The organism is Pseudoduganella rivuli (genome assembly GCF_009674485.1).
Classification (GTDB): Bacteria; Pseudomonadota; Gammaproteobacteria; order Burkholderiales; family Burkholderiaceae_D; genus Rugamonas; species Rugamonas rivuli_B.
Genome location: NZ_WKJJ01000018.1, coordinates 110,886 through 126,729 on the forward strand (window position 1 = coordinate 110,886; position 15,844 = coordinate 126,729).

At 64.0% G+C, this 15,844-nt stretch carries 12 protein-coding genes; 11 read left to right on the forward strand and 1 reads right to left on the reverse strand.

All coding sequences use genetic code 11. The features are described 5' to 3' along the window. Positions 1–149: 149 nt before the first annotated feature. The 9 genes from GJ700_RS25750 (at position 150) to GJ700_RS25790 (ending at position 11,856) form a co-directional block, all read left to right on the forward strand. Complete coding sequence (locus GJ700_RS25750) at positions 150–1,418, forward strand: efflux RND transporter periplasmic adaptor subunit (protein ID WP_154379364.1); 1,269 nt, start codon at positions 150–152, stop codon at positions 1,416–1,418. Between the two features lie 39 nt (positions 1,419–1,457). Next, positions 1,458–2,153, forward strand: a complete 696-nt coding sequence (locus tag GJ700_RS25755; protein ID WP_154379366.1) for an ABC transporter ATP-binding protein — start codon at positions 1,458–1,460, stop codon at positions 2,151–2,153. Between the two features lie 12 nt (positions 2,154–2,165). Next, positions 2,166–3,482 carry an ABC transporter permease gene (locus tag GJ700_RS25760; RefSeq protein ID WP_154379368.1) on the forward strand — a complete coding sequence of 439 codons (1,317 nt, stop codon included), beginning with the start codon at positions 2,166–2,168 and terminating at the stop codon, positions 3,480–3,482. Between the two features lie 13 nt (positions 3,483–3,495). Further along, positions 3,496–4,731, forward strand: a complete 1,236-nt coding sequence (locus GJ700_RS25765) for an ABC transporter permease (protein ID WP_154379370.1) — start codon at positions 3,496–3,498, stop codon at positions 4,729–4,731. A 71-nt stretch (positions 4,732–4,802) separates the two neighbouring features. Continuing rightward, positions 4,803–6,137 carry a sigma-54-dependent transcriptional regulator gene (locus tag GJ700_RS25770; RefSeq protein ID WP_154379372.1) on the forward strand — a complete coding sequence of 445 codons (1,335 nt, stop codon included), beginning with the start codon at positions 4,803–4,805 and terminating at the stop codon, positions 6,135–6,137. Further along, on the forward strand, positions 6,137–7,498 hold the full coding sequence (locus GJ700_RS25775; RefSeq protein WP_154379374.1) for a sensor histidine kinase: 1,362 nt from the start codon (positions 6,137–6,139) through the stop codon (positions 7,496–7,498). Before GJ700_RS25770 ends, GJ700_RS25775 begins: the two co-directional genes overlap by 1 nt. A 134-nt stretch (positions 7,499–7,632) precedes the next feature. Then, positions 7,633–8,397, forward strand: coding sequence for a spermine/spermidine synthase domain-containing protein (locus GJ700_RS25780; protein ID WP_154379376.1), 765 nt, complete (start codon positions 7,633–7,635; stop codon positions 8,395–8,397). Between the two features lie 253 nt (positions 8,398–8,650). After that, the gene (locus GJ700_RS25785) at positions 8,651–11,101 is read left to right on the forward strand and encodes a TonB-dependent receptor plug domain-containing protein (RefSeq protein WP_154379378.1); all 2,451 of its coding nucleotides are present in this window, start codon (positions 8,651–8,653) and stop codon (positions 11,099–11,101) included. A 140-nt stretch (positions 11,102–11,241) separates the two neighbouring features. After that, entirely contained in the window at positions 11,242–11,856 is a 615-nt protein-coding gene (locus tag GJ700_RS25790) for a hypothetical protein (RefSeq protein WP_154379380.1), read from the forward strand. Here GJ700_RS25790 and pdxR read toward each other — a convergent pair. Beyond that, entirely contained in the window at positions 11,828–13,303 is a 1,476-nt protein-coding gene (gene pdxR, locus GJ700_RS25795) for a MocR-like pyridoxine biosynthesis transcription factor PdxR (RefSeq protein ID WP_154379382.1), read from the reverse strand. The genes GJ700_RS25790 and pdxR overlap by 29 nt on opposite strands. A 102-nt stretch (positions 13,304–13,405) precedes the next feature. Here pdxR and GJ700_RS25800 point away from each other — a divergent pair, with 102 nt between their 5' ends. Together GJ700_RS25800 and GJ700_RS25805 are read left to right on the forward strand one after the other, a co-directional pair. Next, positions 13,406–14,056, forward strand: coding sequence for a pyridoxamine 5'-phosphate oxidase family protein (locus tag GJ700_RS25800; protein ID WP_154379384.1), 651 nt, complete (start codon positions 13,406–13,408; stop codon positions 14,054–14,056). 116 nt (positions 14,057–14,172) lie between these two features. Next, complete coding sequence (locus GJ700_RS25805) at positions 14,173–15,843, forward strand: GH39 family glycosyl hydrolase (RefSeq protein ID WP_154379386.1); 1,671 nt, start codon at positions 14,173–14,175, stop codon at positions 15,841–15,843. Position 15,844: the final 1 nt, after the last annotated feature.

Consider the following 15,844-nt stretch of genomic DNA (forward strand, 5'->3'; position numbering starts at 1 on the left):
GACAGCCGGACATCCCCGGACACCGGTGGACAGCGCGGACGCGTCCGCTCATCGGCGGACAGCAGTTAAAGTCACATGAAATCAAATACTTAGCAACTGGCACAGATCCTGCATAGTTTGGCGACAACATTAGCCGTCATCTCACTCCCATGATCCGCGACACATCACACCAAGACCGAGTCATCGCCCCGCCCGCCGGCGTCCAATGGAAGCGCAAGCTGGTCATCGCCGCCATCGCCGCCGCCGTCGCGGGCACGGGCTACACGCTGGTCACCACGTGGACCGGCAGCAGCCAGTCCGTCAATGCTTCCCGGCTGCGCATCGCCGACGTCACGCGCGGCACACTGGTGCGCGACGCGGCCGTCAATGGCCGTATCGTGGCCGCCGTCAGCCCGACGCTGTATTCGACGTCGCCATCGACCGTCACCTTGAAAACCCACGCCGGCGCCACCGTGAAAAAGGGCGACGTGCTGGCCATCCTCGAATCGCCCGACCTGACCGATGAATTGAAGCGCGAGCAGGCGATGTACCAGGAACTGTCGGCCGAAGTGGCGCGCCAGCAAATCCTCGCCCGCAAGCAAAAGATGCTGGCGCGGCGCGATGCCGACACGGCGGAAATCGACCGCCTGTCCGCCCAGCGCACGCTGGAACGCTACAACAGCGTGTCCAACGAAGGCGTGGTGGCCAAGATCGATTACCAGAAAGCCAAGGATGCGCTGCAGGCGGCGGAAATCCGCGCCCGCCATGCGGCGCAGGCGGCGGAACTGGAAGGCGACAATGTGGCGCTGGAATTGAAAACCAAGTCGGCCCAGCTGGAACGCCAGAAACTCACCTTGGCCAACGCGCAGCGCAAGGTCGATGAGCTGACCGTGCGCGCGCCGGTCGACGGCTTTATCGGCACCTTGTCGGTGCCGAACCGCAGCGTGGTGCCGGCCAATGCGCCGTTGATGACGCTGGTCGACCTGTCCGCGCTGGAAGTGGAAATCGAAGTGCCGGAAACGTACGTGGCCGACATGGGCATCGGCATGAATGCGGAAATCCTGGTCGGCGCCGCCAAGGCCATGGGCAAGCTGTCCGCGCTGTCGCCGGAAGTGGTGAAAAACCAGGTGCTGGCCCGCGTGCGCTTCACCGGCGCGCAGCCGGAAGGCTTGCGCCAGAACCAGCGCGTGTCGGCCCGATTGCTGATCGATGAAAAACCCAACACGCTGATGCTGCCACGCGGCTCGTTCGTGGAATCCGAAGGCGGCCGCTATGCCTACGTGATGCGCGACGGCGTGGCCACACGCACGCCGATCCGCCTTGGCGCCACCAGCGTCAACGCCGTTGAAATCCTGTCCGGGCTGAAGCAGGGCGACAAGGTCGTCATCTCCGGCACCGAAACCTTCGCGAACGCCGAGCGCGTCTCGATCAATCAATAAGTCAGTCAATCACCTATCCAGAACCCGGGAGCCCGCACCATGCTGCGCATGAAAAACCTGAGCAAAGTCTACCGCACCCACATGATTGAAACGCACGCACTGCGCGGCTTCGAAATCAATGTCGAACAGGGCGAATTCGTCACTGTCACGGGACCGTCCGGTTCCGGCAAGACCAGCTTCCTCAACATCGCCGGCCTGCTGGAAGAATTCACCGATGGCGAATACATCCTCGACGGCACCAACGTGAAAGGCCTGGACGACAATGCCCGTTCGCGCCTGCGCAATGAAAAGCTGGGCTTTATTTTCCAGGGTTTTAATTTGATTCCCGACCTGTCGCTGTTCGATAACGTCGACGTGCCACTGCGCTACCGTGGCTTCAACGCGGCCGAGCGCAAGGAGCGCATCGAAGACGCGCTGGCCAAGGTCGGCCTGGCGTCGCGCATGCGGCACTTCCCGGCCGAACTGTCGGGTGGCCAGCAACAGCGCGTGGCGATCGCGCGCGCACTGGCCGGTTCACCGAAGCTGCTGCTGGCGGACGAACCCACCGGCAACCTCGATACGCAAATGGCGCGCGGCGTGATGGAACTGCTGGAAGAAATCAATGCCCAGGGCACGACGATCCTGATGGTCACGCACGATCCTGAACTGGCGCAGCGTTCGCAGCGCAACGTGCACATCATCGACGGCCAGGTATCGGACCTGGTGCGCAAGACGCCAACCCTGGTGCAAGCGTAAAGGAAGCCGCGCATGTTCACTTACTACTTCAAACTGGGCGTACGGAGCCTGCGGCGCAATCCCGCGCTCACTGCGCTGATGGTGCTGACACTGGCCATCGGCGTAGCCGCCAGCATCGCCACCCTGACCATCCTGCACGTGATGTCCGGCGATCCGCTGCCCGCCAAGAGCGCGCGCCTGATCGTGCCGCTGGTCGACAACGGCCCCACGCAAGGCTACACGCCGGGCGACAAACCCAACGACCGCCAGCTGTCGTATATCGACGCGGCGAACCTGTTGGCCGGCAAGCAGGGCGACCGCCGCACCGCCATGTATGGCGTGGCCGGTCCCGTGGAACCGGCGCGCAAGGATTTGAACGTGTTCATGGCGTCCGGCATGGCGCCCACCGGCGATTTCTTCGCCATGTTCGACGTGCCCTTCCTGCATGGCCAGGGCTGGACCGAAGCGCATGACGCGGCCGGCGCCGACGTCGTGGTGTTGAGCCGCAAACTGTCGGAAAAACTGTATGGCAACGACAATCCCGTCGGCCGGCGCATTACCCTGATGGGCTATGAATACCAGGTCACGGGCGTGATCGACCGCTGGGATCCGATTCCCCGCTTCCACCGCATCATCGGCAGCAATGGCGGCGCGTTCGGCAGCGAAGATGAATTCTTCATCCCGTTCTCCACCGCGATCCGCCACCAGTACACGCACAACGGCAGCATGAATTGCACGGCGGACCGCGATCCCGGATTCGACGCGCTGCTGAAATCCGAATGCACGTGGATCCAGTTCTGGTTCGAACTGCACTCGTCGGCCGACCGCCCGGCCCTGCACAGCTGGCTGAACGCCTACGCCGCCGAGCAGAATAAACTGGGCCGCATGAAGCGCAACGCGCCGACGCAGATGTACAACCTGATGGAATGGCTGGAATTCCTGAAAGTGGTCGGCAACGACAACAAGCTGTCCGCATGGCTGGCATTCGGTTTCCTGCTGCTGTGCCTGGTCAACACCATCGGCCTGCTGCTGGCGAAGTTTTCCGTGCGGGCGCCGGAAATCGGCGTGCGCCGCGCACTGGGCGCCTCGCGCAAGGAAATCTTCTCGCAATTCCTGATCGAGACCACGGTGGTCGGCCTGGCCGGCGGCGTGCTTGGCTTGCTGCTGGCCTTCGGTGCGCTGGCGCTGATCGCCATGCAATCGAAACAGTTGACGGTGGTGGCGCAAATGGACTGGTTCATGCTGCTGATGACGTTCGTGATGGCCGTGCTGTCCGCCATCCTGGCCGGCCTGCTGCCGACGTGGCGCGCGTGCCAGGTGACGCCGGCCCTGCAATTGAAATCGCAATAAGGAGAGTCGCACCATGGAATTCCGTCCCATTTTGTCCGCACTGCTGCGCAACAAGACCGGCCCCGTGCTGGTGGCGATCCAGGTGGCATTGAGCCTGGCGATCCTGGCCAATGCACTGCATATCGTGAACATCCGCCAGGCCGTGGCCAACCGTTCGACCGGCATCGAACAGGAACACGATATCTTCCACGTGCAGGTCAGCCCGTTGCGCGAACTGTCGCATGAAGAACAGCTGGCCCGCATCAAGTCCGATACCGCCGTATTGCGCGCGGTGCCGGGTGTGCTGTCGGTGGCCAATACCAGCCAGACGCCGTTGTCCCGTTCCGGCAGCTACAACAGCGTGTCGGCCGACCTGAAGCAGGACAAGGAATCGGGCGTGGCCGCGTTTTATATCTCGGCCGACTCGCTGGTGAAGACGTGGGGCCTGAAGCTGATCGAAGGCCGCGACTTCAATGAAGCCGACGTCGTGGAAATCGACCAGAAAACCAGCAAGGAATTCCCGAAAACCATCCAGATCACCAAGGCCATGGGCGAAAAAGTGTGGCCCGGCGCCACGTCGTTCCTCGGCAAGACCCTGTACATGGGTGTCGGACCGGAAGCGCGTCCCGTGCGCGTGATCGGCGTGATCGACACCTTGCAATCGCCCGGCGGCCAGGTGGGCGCCGATGGCGAAACCAGCACTATCGTGGCCGTGCGCCTGACGGGCGACCGCAATGCGCAATACACGGTGCGGGCGGAACCGGGCCAGCGCGACCGCGTCATGAAGGAAGCGGAAGAAGCGCTGCGCCGCGCCGCCAACAACCAGGTGGTGTTGAAACTCAAGACCCTCGATGAAGACCGCAAGGAACGCTACCGCGCCGACGTGGGCCTGTCGTGGATGCTGGTCACGGTCAGCGCCCTGCTGCTCTTGGTCACGGCCAGCGGCATTGTCGGCATGGCCAGCCTGTGGGTGACGCAGCGCCGCAAGCAGATCGGGGTCCGCCGCGCACTGGGCGCGCGCCGCATCGACATCCTGCGCTACTTCATCACGGAAAACATCATGATCACCAGCATCGGCGTCTTCACGGGCGTGCTGCTGGCGTTGGGACTGAATCAGTTGCTGGTCAGCGCGCTGGAAATGGCGCGGCTGCCGGCCACTTACATGCTGGGCGGCGCGGCGATCTTCTGGGCGCTCGGTATCGGAGCCGTGTATGGCCCCGCGTGGCGCGCGGCGTCGATCTCGCCGGCGATGGCGACCCGCAGCGCGTAACCCGCGCAGTACGCCCTGAATGTGGCATCCGCGCCATGTAACCGTATCCGGATTTCGGTTATGCTGGCGGGATGCCTACCGTACTGATCATCGATGACAACGCCGCTATCGCGGTTGCCCTGGACGTCCTGTTTTCCCTGCACGATATCGACACCTTGAGCGCCGCGTCGCCGGAAGAAGGCCTGGCGCTGCTGGCGCGCCAGGGCGCTGGCATTGACCTGGTGATCCAGGACATGAATTTCACGGCCGACACCACGTCCGGTGCGGAAGGCGTGGCGCTGTTCCGTGAAATCCGCCGGCGCCATCCCGACCTGCCCGTGATCCTGCTGACGGCATGGACGCACCTCGATGCCGCCGTCAACCTCGTCAAGGCGGGCGCCGCCGATTACCTGGCCAAGCCGTGGGATGACCAGCGCCTGCTGGCCACCGTCACCAACCTGATCGAACTGGGCCAGGCCAACCGCGCGCTGGCGCAGCGCATGCACAGTGACATCCGCCAGCGCCGCGACCTGGAGCGCCACGATTTGCGCGGCATGATCTGGCAAGACCCCGCCACCGAACGCGTGATCCACCTGGCGTGCCAGGTGGCGAAATCCGATGTCCCCGTGCTGATCACGGGCCCGAACGGGTCCGGCAAGGAACGCATCGCGGAAATCATCCAGGCCAACTCATCCGTACGGGAAGGCCCGTTTGTCGTCCTCAATTGCGGCGCGCTGCCTTCGGAACTGATCGAGGCGGAATTGTTCGGCGCCGATGCGGGCGCGTACACGGGCGCGTCGAAAGCCCGCGAAGGCAAATTCGAAGCCGCCGATGGCGGCACGCTGTTCCTCGATGAAATCGGCAACCTGCCGCTGGCGGGCCAGATGAAGTTGTTGCGCGTATTGGAAACGGGCCGCTTCGAACGGCTGGGTTCCAACCGCGAACGGCAGGTGCGCGTGCGCGTCATCAGCGCCACCAATGCCGACCTGCAAGCCATGATCCGCGCCGGCACCTTCCGCGAAGACTTGTTTTACCGCCTGAACGTGATTGAACTGGCGCTGCCGCCGCTGGCGGGCCGTCCCGCCGATATCCTGCCGCTGGCCCACCACTTCCTCGATGGCCGCAAGACGCTGGACGCCGGCGCGCAAGCCACGTTGCAAGCCCACACATGGCCGGGCAACGTGCGGGAATTGAAAAACGTCATGGCGCGTGCCTGCCTGCTGGCGGCCGGCGACGTGATCAAGGCGTCCGACCTGGGCTTGCCGGTGGCGGCCGCGCCCGTTGCCGCCGATGCGGAACCCGACCGCGACGCCATCACGCAGGCGCTGCGGCGCGCGCACGGCGTAGTGGCGCAGGCCGCCGCCGAGCTGGGCTTGTCGCGCCAGGCGCTGTACCGGCGCATGGAACGGCTGGGCATCGCCCGCTGATGGCCGGGCGCGTGCGGCACCCGAAGGGCGTGCGCCTTTCCCTGCTGACCCGCTGGTCGGCGCTGCTGGCCACGCTGCTGACCCTGGGCATCCTGATTGCGCTGGCGCTGACGCGGCTGTTGCCGGACCAGCCGGTGCTGGTGGTGGCGATCTGTCTGCTGGCGGTGATTCCCCTGGCGATGATCACGATCCGCGCCCAACTCGAACACATCCTGTCGCTGTTCCGCGCTCTGACGGGCACCGTTACCAGCTACAAGGACGGCGATTTTTCATTCAGCCTGCACTGGCCGCAAAACGATGAATTGAGCGACCTGGTGGCCGCGCACAATGAACTGGGCCGCGTATTGCGCGAACAGCGGCTGGGCCTGGTGCAACGCGAACTGCTGCTCGATACCATGGTGCAAAACACGCCGGTCGCCATGCTGCTGGCCAGCGAGGGCGGCCATATCGTGTATGCGAATATCGCGGCGCGCCAGTTGCTGAACCAGGGGCGCAAGCTGGAGGGAAACCGGCTCAACGATGTGCTGGACCAGTCCGCGCCCGCGCTGCGCGAAGCGCTGGCCCGGGGCGGCGACGGCTTGTTTACCGTGGACAGCAGCGATACCGCCGAAGGGGAAGGCGAGGATGTCTACCATCTGGCGCGCAGCAGTTTCAACCTCAACGGCCGCAAGCATGAATTGCTGTTGCTGCGCCAACTGACGCAGGAATTGCGGCGGCAGGAAGTGCAGACGTGGAAAAAAGTCATCCGCGTCATCAGCCATGAATTGAACAATTCGCTGGCGCCGCTGACGTCGCTGGCGCACTCGGGCGCGGAGCTGGTGCGGCGGGGCCAGACCGAGCGCCTGCCGCAAATCCTCGCCACCATCGAAGAACGCACACGCCACCTGGAAAGCTTCATTCTCGGCTATGCGCGCTTTGCCAAGCTGCCATCGCCCCGGCTGGAACAGCATGACTGGCCCGCGTTTATTGCGCGGCTGGGGGACCAGGTGGCTTTCACGCTGACGGGGGAATTGCCGGCCGAGCCGGCGTGTTTCGATGGCGCGCAAATGGAGCAGGCGCTGTTGAACTTGCTGAAGAATGCGCATGAATCCGGCTCGCAGGCCGATGGGGTGTCGCTGGACGTGCAGCGGGTGCAGGGCATGGTCCGGATTGCCGTGCAAGACCGCGGGCCCGGCATGAGCGACACGGTGCTGGCCAACGCGCTGGTGCCGTTTTACTCCACCAAGCGCAGCGGCACCGGCCTGGGCCTGGCCCTGGCCCGCGAAATCGCCGAAGCCCACGGCGGCCGCATCCTGCTGGCCAACCGCGACGGCGGCGGCCTGGCCGTCACAATGATCCTGCCCCTGCTCACCACTTGCTGATGTTGATTGGGGCCTGCCCCTTTGTTGATTGGGGCCTGGCCCCTTTAGCACTATCGTTCGCACTGCAAACGATAGTGCTAAAGGGGCCAGGCACCGAAATGTCGACTTGATGGGCTGGCTGGTAAACTGGCGGCATGAAACCGACTTCTTCCCGCTTTGACCTCCCCGGCCACCCGCCCGCCACCATCACTGAATTCGAGGGCGTCCGTTCGCTGCACCTGGGCACGTCCTGGGTGCAGGGCGCCATGCGTCTTGCCAAGCCCGATGCGATCGAGCTGGAATATGTGCAAATGATGATGATGTGGATGCTGTTCATGGAAAAGCCCCGCCACATCGTCCAGCTGGGCCTGGGCAGCGCGGCGCTGACCAAGTTTTGCTACCAGCGCTTCCCCGATGCGAAAGTCACCGCCGTCGACCTGAACCCGAACGTCATCGCCATTTGCCACGCCCTGTTCGGCCTGCCGCCGAACGATGCGCGCCTGAACGTGGTGGAAATGAATGCACTGGATTTCGTCATGAATCCCGCCAACCACGGCAAGGTCGACGTGCTGCAAGTGGATTTGTACGACGAGGAAGCGCGCGGCCCCGTACTCGATACGCCCGAGTTTTACCAGGCTTGCGCCGATTGCCTGACCGACAAGGGCATCATGACTGTCAACGTGTTCGGCGATTACATGAACTACGACAAGAACTTCCAGCACATGGAACTGGCGTTCGACGCCGTGGTTTGGCTGCCGGAAGTGCATGACGCCAACATCATTGCGGTGGCGTTCAAGCAATCGCCGGCCATCGACTTTTCCGACCTGTACGAGCGGGCCGCCACCATCAAAAAGCAAATGAATTTGCGCGCGAAAGGCTGGGTCGACGGCCTGAAGTCATGGATGCATGACCATGCGTGAAACAATCGCCAAGCAATTGCTTTTTTAATATGTATTAGCAACCAACCGGCAAGAATACGATATCTCACCACAGAAATCACTAGTGATTCACAAATAAAGTATCGTTTATTCAGCGAAAACACTTTATTACAACACTGAACAACTTAGAGGAAAGATAATGCTTTCACGCTCCAAGCGTGCGGAGTAGTATTTTTGCGCCAATGTTTACCCAACGTCATTGCGCACACAATACGTCACTAAAAATGGACTCCCCATGCAAAGAGCAACCAAGCCCGCCTTCCCTCCCCTGTTCCAACGCACGCTGATCGCCAGCGCCATCCTGCTGGCCGCTTCCCAGGCTTCCGCACAGACTGCTCCCGCCGCTTCCGGCGAAGAGCAGACCGTGGTCGTGCTGGGTTCGCGTTCGACGGCCAAGACCGCCCTGGACACGTCCGCGCCCGTCGGCCTGATTAACCTGAAAGACATGCAGAATGCCGGCCCGCTGGAACTGGGCAAGCTGCTGCAGACGCTGGACCCATCGTTCAACTTCTCCAGCACCTTCATCAGTGACGGCACCGACATCATCCGTCCCGCCACCCTGCGCTCGCTGGGCCCGGACCAGTTGCTGGTCCTGGTGAACGGCAAGCGCCGCCACCAGCAGGCGCTGGTCAACGTGCAGCAAACCGTGGGCCGCGGCTCCGCCGGCACCGACATCAACGCGATCCCGATGTCCGCGATCCACCATATCGAAGTGCTGCGCGATGGCGCCGCGGCCCAATATGGTTCCGACGCGATTGCCGGCGTGATCAACATCGTCCTGAAGAGCAACGTCAATGAGACGGCCTTCAGCGGCACCCTGGGCACCACGTCCAAGGGCGACGGCGACCTGTACTCGGCCAGCGTCAACCGCGGCTTCGCACTGGGTGAAAACGGCGGTTTCATCAACCTGACCGCCGAAGCGCGCGTGCGCGGCGAAACCAACCGCGCCGGTCCGGACACGCTGCGCGTGAGCCCTGCCCGCGTAACGCAGCGTATCGGCGACTCCGATGCGAAAGATGCGTACTTGTGGTGGAATGGCGCGCTGCCGATCGACAAGGACAGCGAATTCTATGCCTTCGGCGGCGTGTCGAAGCGTACCGGCGATTCGTCCGGCTTCTACCGTTCGCCAGGCGACGGCCGCACCGTGCCGGCCGTGTACCCGAACGGCTTCCTGCCGAACATCCGCACCACCGTGAAAGACTTGTCGTACGCGTTCGGCTACCGCCGCGACCTGGCCAACGAATGGAAGTTCGACATGTCGATCAACCATGGCGCCAGCGAACTGGACTTCCACGAAAAGCAAACCATCAACGTCTCGTACTGGTACGAGCCGAAACCAGGTGGCGGCATCTATGCGGAATCGCCGCTGGAAGCGGACACCGGCAAGCTGAAGTTCAACCAGACCACCATCAACGCCGACATCAAGGGCCCGGTGAAACTGGGCGGCGCGGAAATCTTCCTGGCCTCGGGCTTCGAATGGCGCCGCGACAACTATGAAATCGTCGCCGGCGACCCGGTGTCGTACCAGTATGGCCGCACCAACAATCCGAAGATCGTCATCAAGGACCAGACCGGCGGCGTCGCGGCGTCCGGCACCCAGGGCTTCCCGGGCTACACCCCGGCCACCGCCGTGGATTCCGGCCGCCACAACATCGCGCTGTACCTGGACGCGGAACACCGTCCTGTGAAGGAATTGCTGCTGGCCGGCGCCGTGCGCTACGAAGACTATTCGGACTTCGGCAGCACCGTCACTGGCAAGATCAGCGCGCGCTGGGACCCGTCCAAGCAGTTCGGCCTGCGCGGCTCCGCATCGACCGGCTTCCGTGCACCAGGCGTGCAGCAAGAGTATTACAGCTCCGTATCGACCAACCTGAATGCTGCCGGCCAGCTGACGGAAACGCTGACCGCACGCCAGGGCAGCGCCGTCACCAAGGCGCTGGGCATCGCGCCGCTGAAGGAAGAAAAGTCGCGTAACGCCAGCCTGGGCATGGTGCTGCGTCCGGCATCGAACATGTCGCTGACGGCGGACGTGTACCAGATCAAGATCAAGGACCGCATCGTCTTCTCCAGCAACATCGCGCCGGAAGCCGGCGGCGGCCCGATCGCCAACGTGCTGACGCCGCTGGGCGTGGGCCAGGCGCAATTCTTCACCAACGCGGTCGACACCAAGACGCGCGGCCTGGACATCGTGGCCGACCACACCACCAAGTGGACCGGCTCCACCCTGGTGCTGTCCGGCCAGTTGGGCTTCAACAAGACGGAAGTGACGAAGCGCCATTCGACGTCCAGCATCCTGACCGGCGCCCAACTGTTCGACCAGGCGCAAGTTACCCTGATCGAACATGGCCAGCCACGCAAGCACCACGTGGTCGCCGCCGATTACACCACCGGTCCGTGGAACCTGAATGCCCGCGCCAACTACTATGGCGAAGTATCGGGCGAAGGTTTCGCGCCGCTGCAAACCTGGTCGGGCAAATGGCTGCTGGACATGACGGGCCGCTACAGCTTCAGCAAGAAGACCAGCGTGACGGTGGGCGTCAACAACGTGTTCGACACCTATCCGGACAAGTGGGACACCGTGAAAGGCGCGCCATTCCCGCAACTGGGCTTCACGCACTGCTGGGAAACCTGCCCGTTCGGCATCAATGGCCGTTCGATGTTCGTGCGCTTCGACACGGCGTTCTGATCGTTTCCTGACGACGTAAACGCTGGAAAGCCGCAAGGCGCCGTGTGCGCCCTGCGGCTTTTTTCATGCTGGCTCCTGCGGTCATGGCCTTTCATCCGTGCCGATGGTTAAATTGACCGTCAACCAATTCAGGAGCAATCATGTATCGACTTCCGGCAGGACTCGTCCTGCTGACGGCCCTTGCCGCCTGTGGCGGCGGCAGCGGCGGCGGCGCCAGCGGCCAGGGCCTGCCCACGCAAGTGGCCGGCGCGCTGCAAAAATACGAGGGCGTCTGGATACGCCCGTGCGCGGCGCACAACCGCGACACCATGACGCTGGCGGCCAGCAATGGCGGCGCCACCTTGTCCTTCACCATCAAGACGGAATACTTTGCCAACGTCGATTGCACTGGCGCCGTGGTGGCGACCGGCACCTATGCGCAAGCCGCGACCGTGCTGCAATACACCGGCACCGTGAAGGACGCCAGTGTGCGCATGCCGAACGGCGAAACCGTGACGGCCAGCGTCGACCAGGGCAACGCCACCGCCACCACCACGCCCATCACGTTCACGGGCAGCGGCGTGACGTCGTCCACTGTCAATGGCAAGACTGTCTGGCACATCCAGTTCGGCCAGGGTTCGACCGACGTGCAAACCAACCTGGGCACCGGCGTCACCAGCGCGTCACTGGCGCTGCGCAATGGCGAATTGCTGGTGCTGTCCGTGTCGGGCAACAGCGGCAATACGTTTAATGTGGAAAGCCGGCTGACGCACTGAGTGCCGCCACCACGCGCCGCGCCAGCTCGTCCATCCGCTCGGCCGGCACCTGCGCATACCCCAGCATCAGCCCCTGGCACTGCGGCCTGTCCCCCACCGCATGCAGCGACATCGCATTGACGACGATGCCCTGTTCCAGCAAGCGCGCCGACACGGCCTGGTCATCCAGCACCGGGTCGGTAAACCGCAGCGCCAGGTGCATTCCCGCCGACGCGCCTTCCACCACGGCGGAGCCGTCCAGGTAACGCTCGAGCGCCGCCTGCAACGCATCGCGCCGCTGCCGGTACAGCCGCCGCATGCGCCGCAAGTGCAACGCGAACTGCCCGCTGCGCACGAACTCCGCCACCGCCAGTTGTTCCGCCACCCGGCCGCGCGCCGCCGATTGCGCGCGCATCTCCGCCAGCGGCGCGGCCAGCCATGGCGGCACCACGACAAAGCCGATCCGCAGCGCAGGGAACATGGTCTTGCTGAACGTGCCCACGTACAGTACGGGCGCGTCCGGCGCCAGCCCCTGCATGGCGGGCAGCGGTGGACCGTCGTGGCGGAATTCGCTGTCGTAATCGTCTTCGATGATCAGCGCTCCCGCCGCCCGCGCATCGGCAATCAGCGCCAGCCGCCGTTGCAGCGACATCACGGTTCCCAGCGGATACTGGTGCGACGGCGTCGTGTAAATCAGCCGGGGCGGCGCGTCGCGCCAGTGCGACGGCTGCGGCGCGATGCCTTCGCCATCGAGCGGGATGCCCCGCACCTTCAATCCCGCGCCGCGGAACGCGGCCAGCGCCCCCGCATAGCCGGGATCTTCCAGCCACACGATGTCGCCATCGTCGGCACAGGCCCGCGCGCACAGGTCGAGCGAACTTTGCGTGCCATCCGTGATGAACACCTGCGCCACATCGCACAGCACGCCGCGCGACGCGCGCAAGTAATCGGCCACGGCGGCCCGCAGCACCGGCTCGCCGCACGGGTCGCTGTAATTGAGCTGGCGCGGCGTCATCGTGCGCCACGCGCGCTCCAGCATGCGCCGCCACAATGGCAGCGGAAACGCATCCAGCGCGGGCACGCCAGGCACGAACGCCCCCATCATGTCGGCCGGTCCCAGCACGGGGCGCAGGTTGCGGGCGCGGCGCGACAGCAGCGCGTGCGGCCCCGCCTCCACCGGCGCAGCCGCTTCGGCCGACGCTTGGCTGGCAATGGCCGCCACCACGGTGCCGCGCCGGTCGCCCAGCACATAGCCTTCGCACGCCAGCTGTTCATACGCGTACAGCACGGAATTGCGCGCCACGTTCAATTCGCCCGCCAGCGTGCGCGACGACGCCAACCGCGTCCCGGCCGCCAGCGTGCCATCGCGGATGGCCGCGCGCAGGCATTCATGCAGCAAGCGCTGGCGTGACCAGCCCCGGCCGGCGTGGTTCTCGGTAAAGGCTTCGAACAGCAGCGTGTAATCCATGGGACTCCAAATCGGTGGCTCTAAAAATTTGCATACGACTGGACCTTATGAAAGGGCCAGATCGCCATTATAGTTGCCACTCAACCAACTTGAGAGGAGTCAATGAACACCCCGCCATCCAACCGGACCCGCGTACGCCGCGTCGCCAACAATGCCGCCTATGACAGCGCGACCGTGCACGCGATTGTCGACGATGCCTATGTCTGCCACATCGCCTTCACGGACGACCATGGGACGCACTGCATCCCGACGGCATGCTGGCGCGAAGGCAACCACCTGTACATCCACGGCTCGAACGGCAGCCGCATGCTGAAGCGCTTGATGGAGCAGGACGTGTGCGTGACGATCACCCACGTGGATGGCCTGGTGATGGCGCGTTCCGCGTTCAGCCACTCGATGAATTACCGCTCGGCGATGATTTACGGCCGCTTTGAAAAAGTCGCGGACGACGACAAGGCCGCGACACTGGAAGCATTCATGGAATCGCTGATGCCGGGCCGCCAGGCCGATATCCGTCCCGGCAGCGCCAACGAATACGCCGCCACCACGGTGCTGCGCATTGCGCTCGACGAGGCGGCCTGCAAGGTGCGCGCGGGCGGACCGACGGAAGAAGAGGAAGACGTGGATTACCCCGCGTGGTCGGGCGTGCTGCCGCTGACGCGCGTGCGTGGCGAACCTGTCACGGCGGAAGGAAACGGGGCGCCGGTACCGGCCTACGTCCACGCATGGTATCGGGGAGCCGGGGGCGCCTGACTTGCACCCGGGAGGCAAACTGCGATATCAATCCTGGTATCGCCTCCTACCCATAATTCATCGCGACCGATATCACTGGGGCGTATCATCTTGTCACCATAATAATAGGAGGAGACATGATACGCATTACCCTGGCATGTGCCGTTGCCGCGCTGCTGGCCGGTGCACCCGCTGCCGCGCAAACTATCCCTGTGACGATCGAGGTTGACGCTTCCCGGCCCGCCGGCGAACTGAAACCGATCTGGCGCTTCTTCGGCGCCGATGAACCCAACTACGCCACCATGAAGGATGGCCGCAAACTGCTGGACCACCTGGGGGCGCTGCGGCGCGGCGACGTCTTCTTCCGCGCCCACAACCTGCTCAGCACCGGCGACGGCACGCCCGCCTTCAAGTGGGGCAGCACCAATGCCTACACGGAAACCAAAGACGGCAAGCCGGTCTACGACTGGACCGTCACCGACCGCATCATCGATACCTATCTTGCGCGCGGCGTACGGCCCTACCTGCAAATCGGCTTCATGCCGGAAGCCATGTCCAGCGCGAAGCCGGGCACGCCTTACCAGCACAGCTGGCGCCCCGGCTTCGCCTACGACCTGATCGCGACCGGCTGGACCGCGCCGCCGAAGGACTACGCGAAATGGGGCGAACTGGCGTACCAGTGGACGCTGCACAATATCGAGCGCTACGGGCGCGATGAAATGAAGAAGTGGTATTTCGAGGTCTGGAACGAACCCAACTCGCGCTTTTACTGGAGTGGCACCCAGGATGAATTCAACAAGCTGCATGACTACGCCATCGCCGGCATACGGCGCGCGCTGCCCGATGCCTTTGTCGGCGGTCCGGATGTGGCGGGCCACGGAGGGGCTTTCATGGACGCCTTCCTGAAGCACGTGGTCTCCGGCACCAACCACGCGACAGGCGGCACGGGCACGCCGACCGATTTCCTGTCCTTCCATGCGAAAGGCGTCCCGCGCTTCGTCGACGGGCACGTGCGGATGGGTATCCGTGAACACTTGCACGATGTCGATACGGGCTTTGCCAGGATCGCCGCCATTCCCCAATTGAAGAACAAGCCGATTGTCATCGGCGAGAGCGACCCGGAAGGTTGCGCGGCCTGCCCCGGCCCGCAAAACGCCTACCGCAACGGCACCATGTATTCGAGCTATACCGCCGCCAGTTTCGCGCGCATCTGGGAACTCGCGTCGCGCCGCGGCGTCAACCTGGACGGCGCGCTGACGTGGGCCTTCACGTTTGAAGACCAGCCATGGTTTGCCGGCTACCGCCAACTCGCCACCAATGGCGTCGACCTGCCCGTGATGAACGTCTTCCGCATGTTCGCCAGGCTGGGGCAGGAAAGGCTGACCGCCAGCAGCAGCGCGATGCAGCCATTGGACGACATGCTGGCCAAGGGCGTCCAGGGCAACCCCGATGTCGGCGTGATCGCGACACGCACCCCGGCAGGCCAGCTGGCGATCCTCAGCTGGCATTACCACGATGACGATGTCGCCGGCCCTGACGCGGCAGTGAGGCTGGAATTGAAAGGCCTGGGTAAAGCAGGGACACGCAAGGTAACGCAATGGCGCGTGGACAAAGCCAATGCCAATGCCTTCACGGCCTGGCAAGCGCTGGGATCGCCGCAGTCGCCGGATCTCAAGCAGTTCGAGGCGCTGGAAGCCGCGTCAAAAATGGCGCAGGCGGAGCTGGCACCGCTGGCAGTCAGCCATGGCGCGGCCAGCATCAACTATGTGCTGCCACGCCAGGGTGTGACCTTGCTGGTGGTCGATTGAT

Bases quoted from the DNA above. Each gene is read 5' to 3' on its own strand.
- GJ700_RS25755 (WP_154379366.1), top strand. From the start codon at position 1,458: ATGCTGCGCATGAAAAACCTGAGCAAAGTCTACCGCACCCACATGATT.
- GJ700_RS25775 (WP_154379374.1), top strand. From the start codon at position 6,137: ATGGCCGGGCGCGTGCGGCACCCGAAGGGCGTGCGCCTTTCCCTGCTG.
- GJ700_RS25770 (WP_154379372.1), top strand. From the start codon at position 4,803: ATGCCTACCGTACTGATCATCGATGACAACGCCGCTATCGCGGTTGCC.
- GJ700_RS25765 (WP_154379370.1), top strand. From the start codon at position 3,496: ATGGAATTCCGTCCCATTTTGTCCGCACTGCTGCGCAACAAGACCGGC.
- GJ700_RS25790 (WP_154379380.1), top strand. From the start codon at position 11,242: ATGTATCGACTTCCGGCAGGACTCGTCCTGCTGACGGCCCTTGCCGCC.
- GJ700_RS25780 (WP_154379376.1), top strand. From the start codon at position 7,633: ATGAAACCGACTTCTTCCCGCTTTGACCTCCCCGGCCACCCGCCCGCC.
- GJ700_RS25800 (WP_154379384.1), top strand. From the start codon at position 13,406: ATGAACACCCCGCCATCCAACCGGACCCGCGTACGCCGCGTCGCCAAC.
- pdxR (WP_154379382.1), bottom strand. From the start codon at position 13,303: ATGGATTACACGCTGCTGTTCGAAGCCTTTACCGAGAACCACGCCGGC.
- GJ700_RS25805 (WP_154379386.1), top strand. From the start codon at position 14,173: ATGATACGCATTACCCTGGCATGTGCCGTTGCCGCGCTGCTGGCCGGT.
- GJ700_RS25760 (WP_154379368.1), top strand. From the start codon at position 2,166: ATGTTCACTTACTACTTCAAACTGGGCGTACGGAGCCTGCGGCGCAAT.
- GJ700_RS25750 (WP_154379364.1), top strand. From the start codon at position 150: ATGATCCGCGACACATCACACCAAGACCGAGTCATCGCCCCGCCCGCC.
- GJ700_RS25785 (WP_154379378.1), top strand. From the start codon at position 8,651: ATGCAAAGAGCAACCAAGCCCGCCTTCCCTCCCCTGTTCCAACGCACG.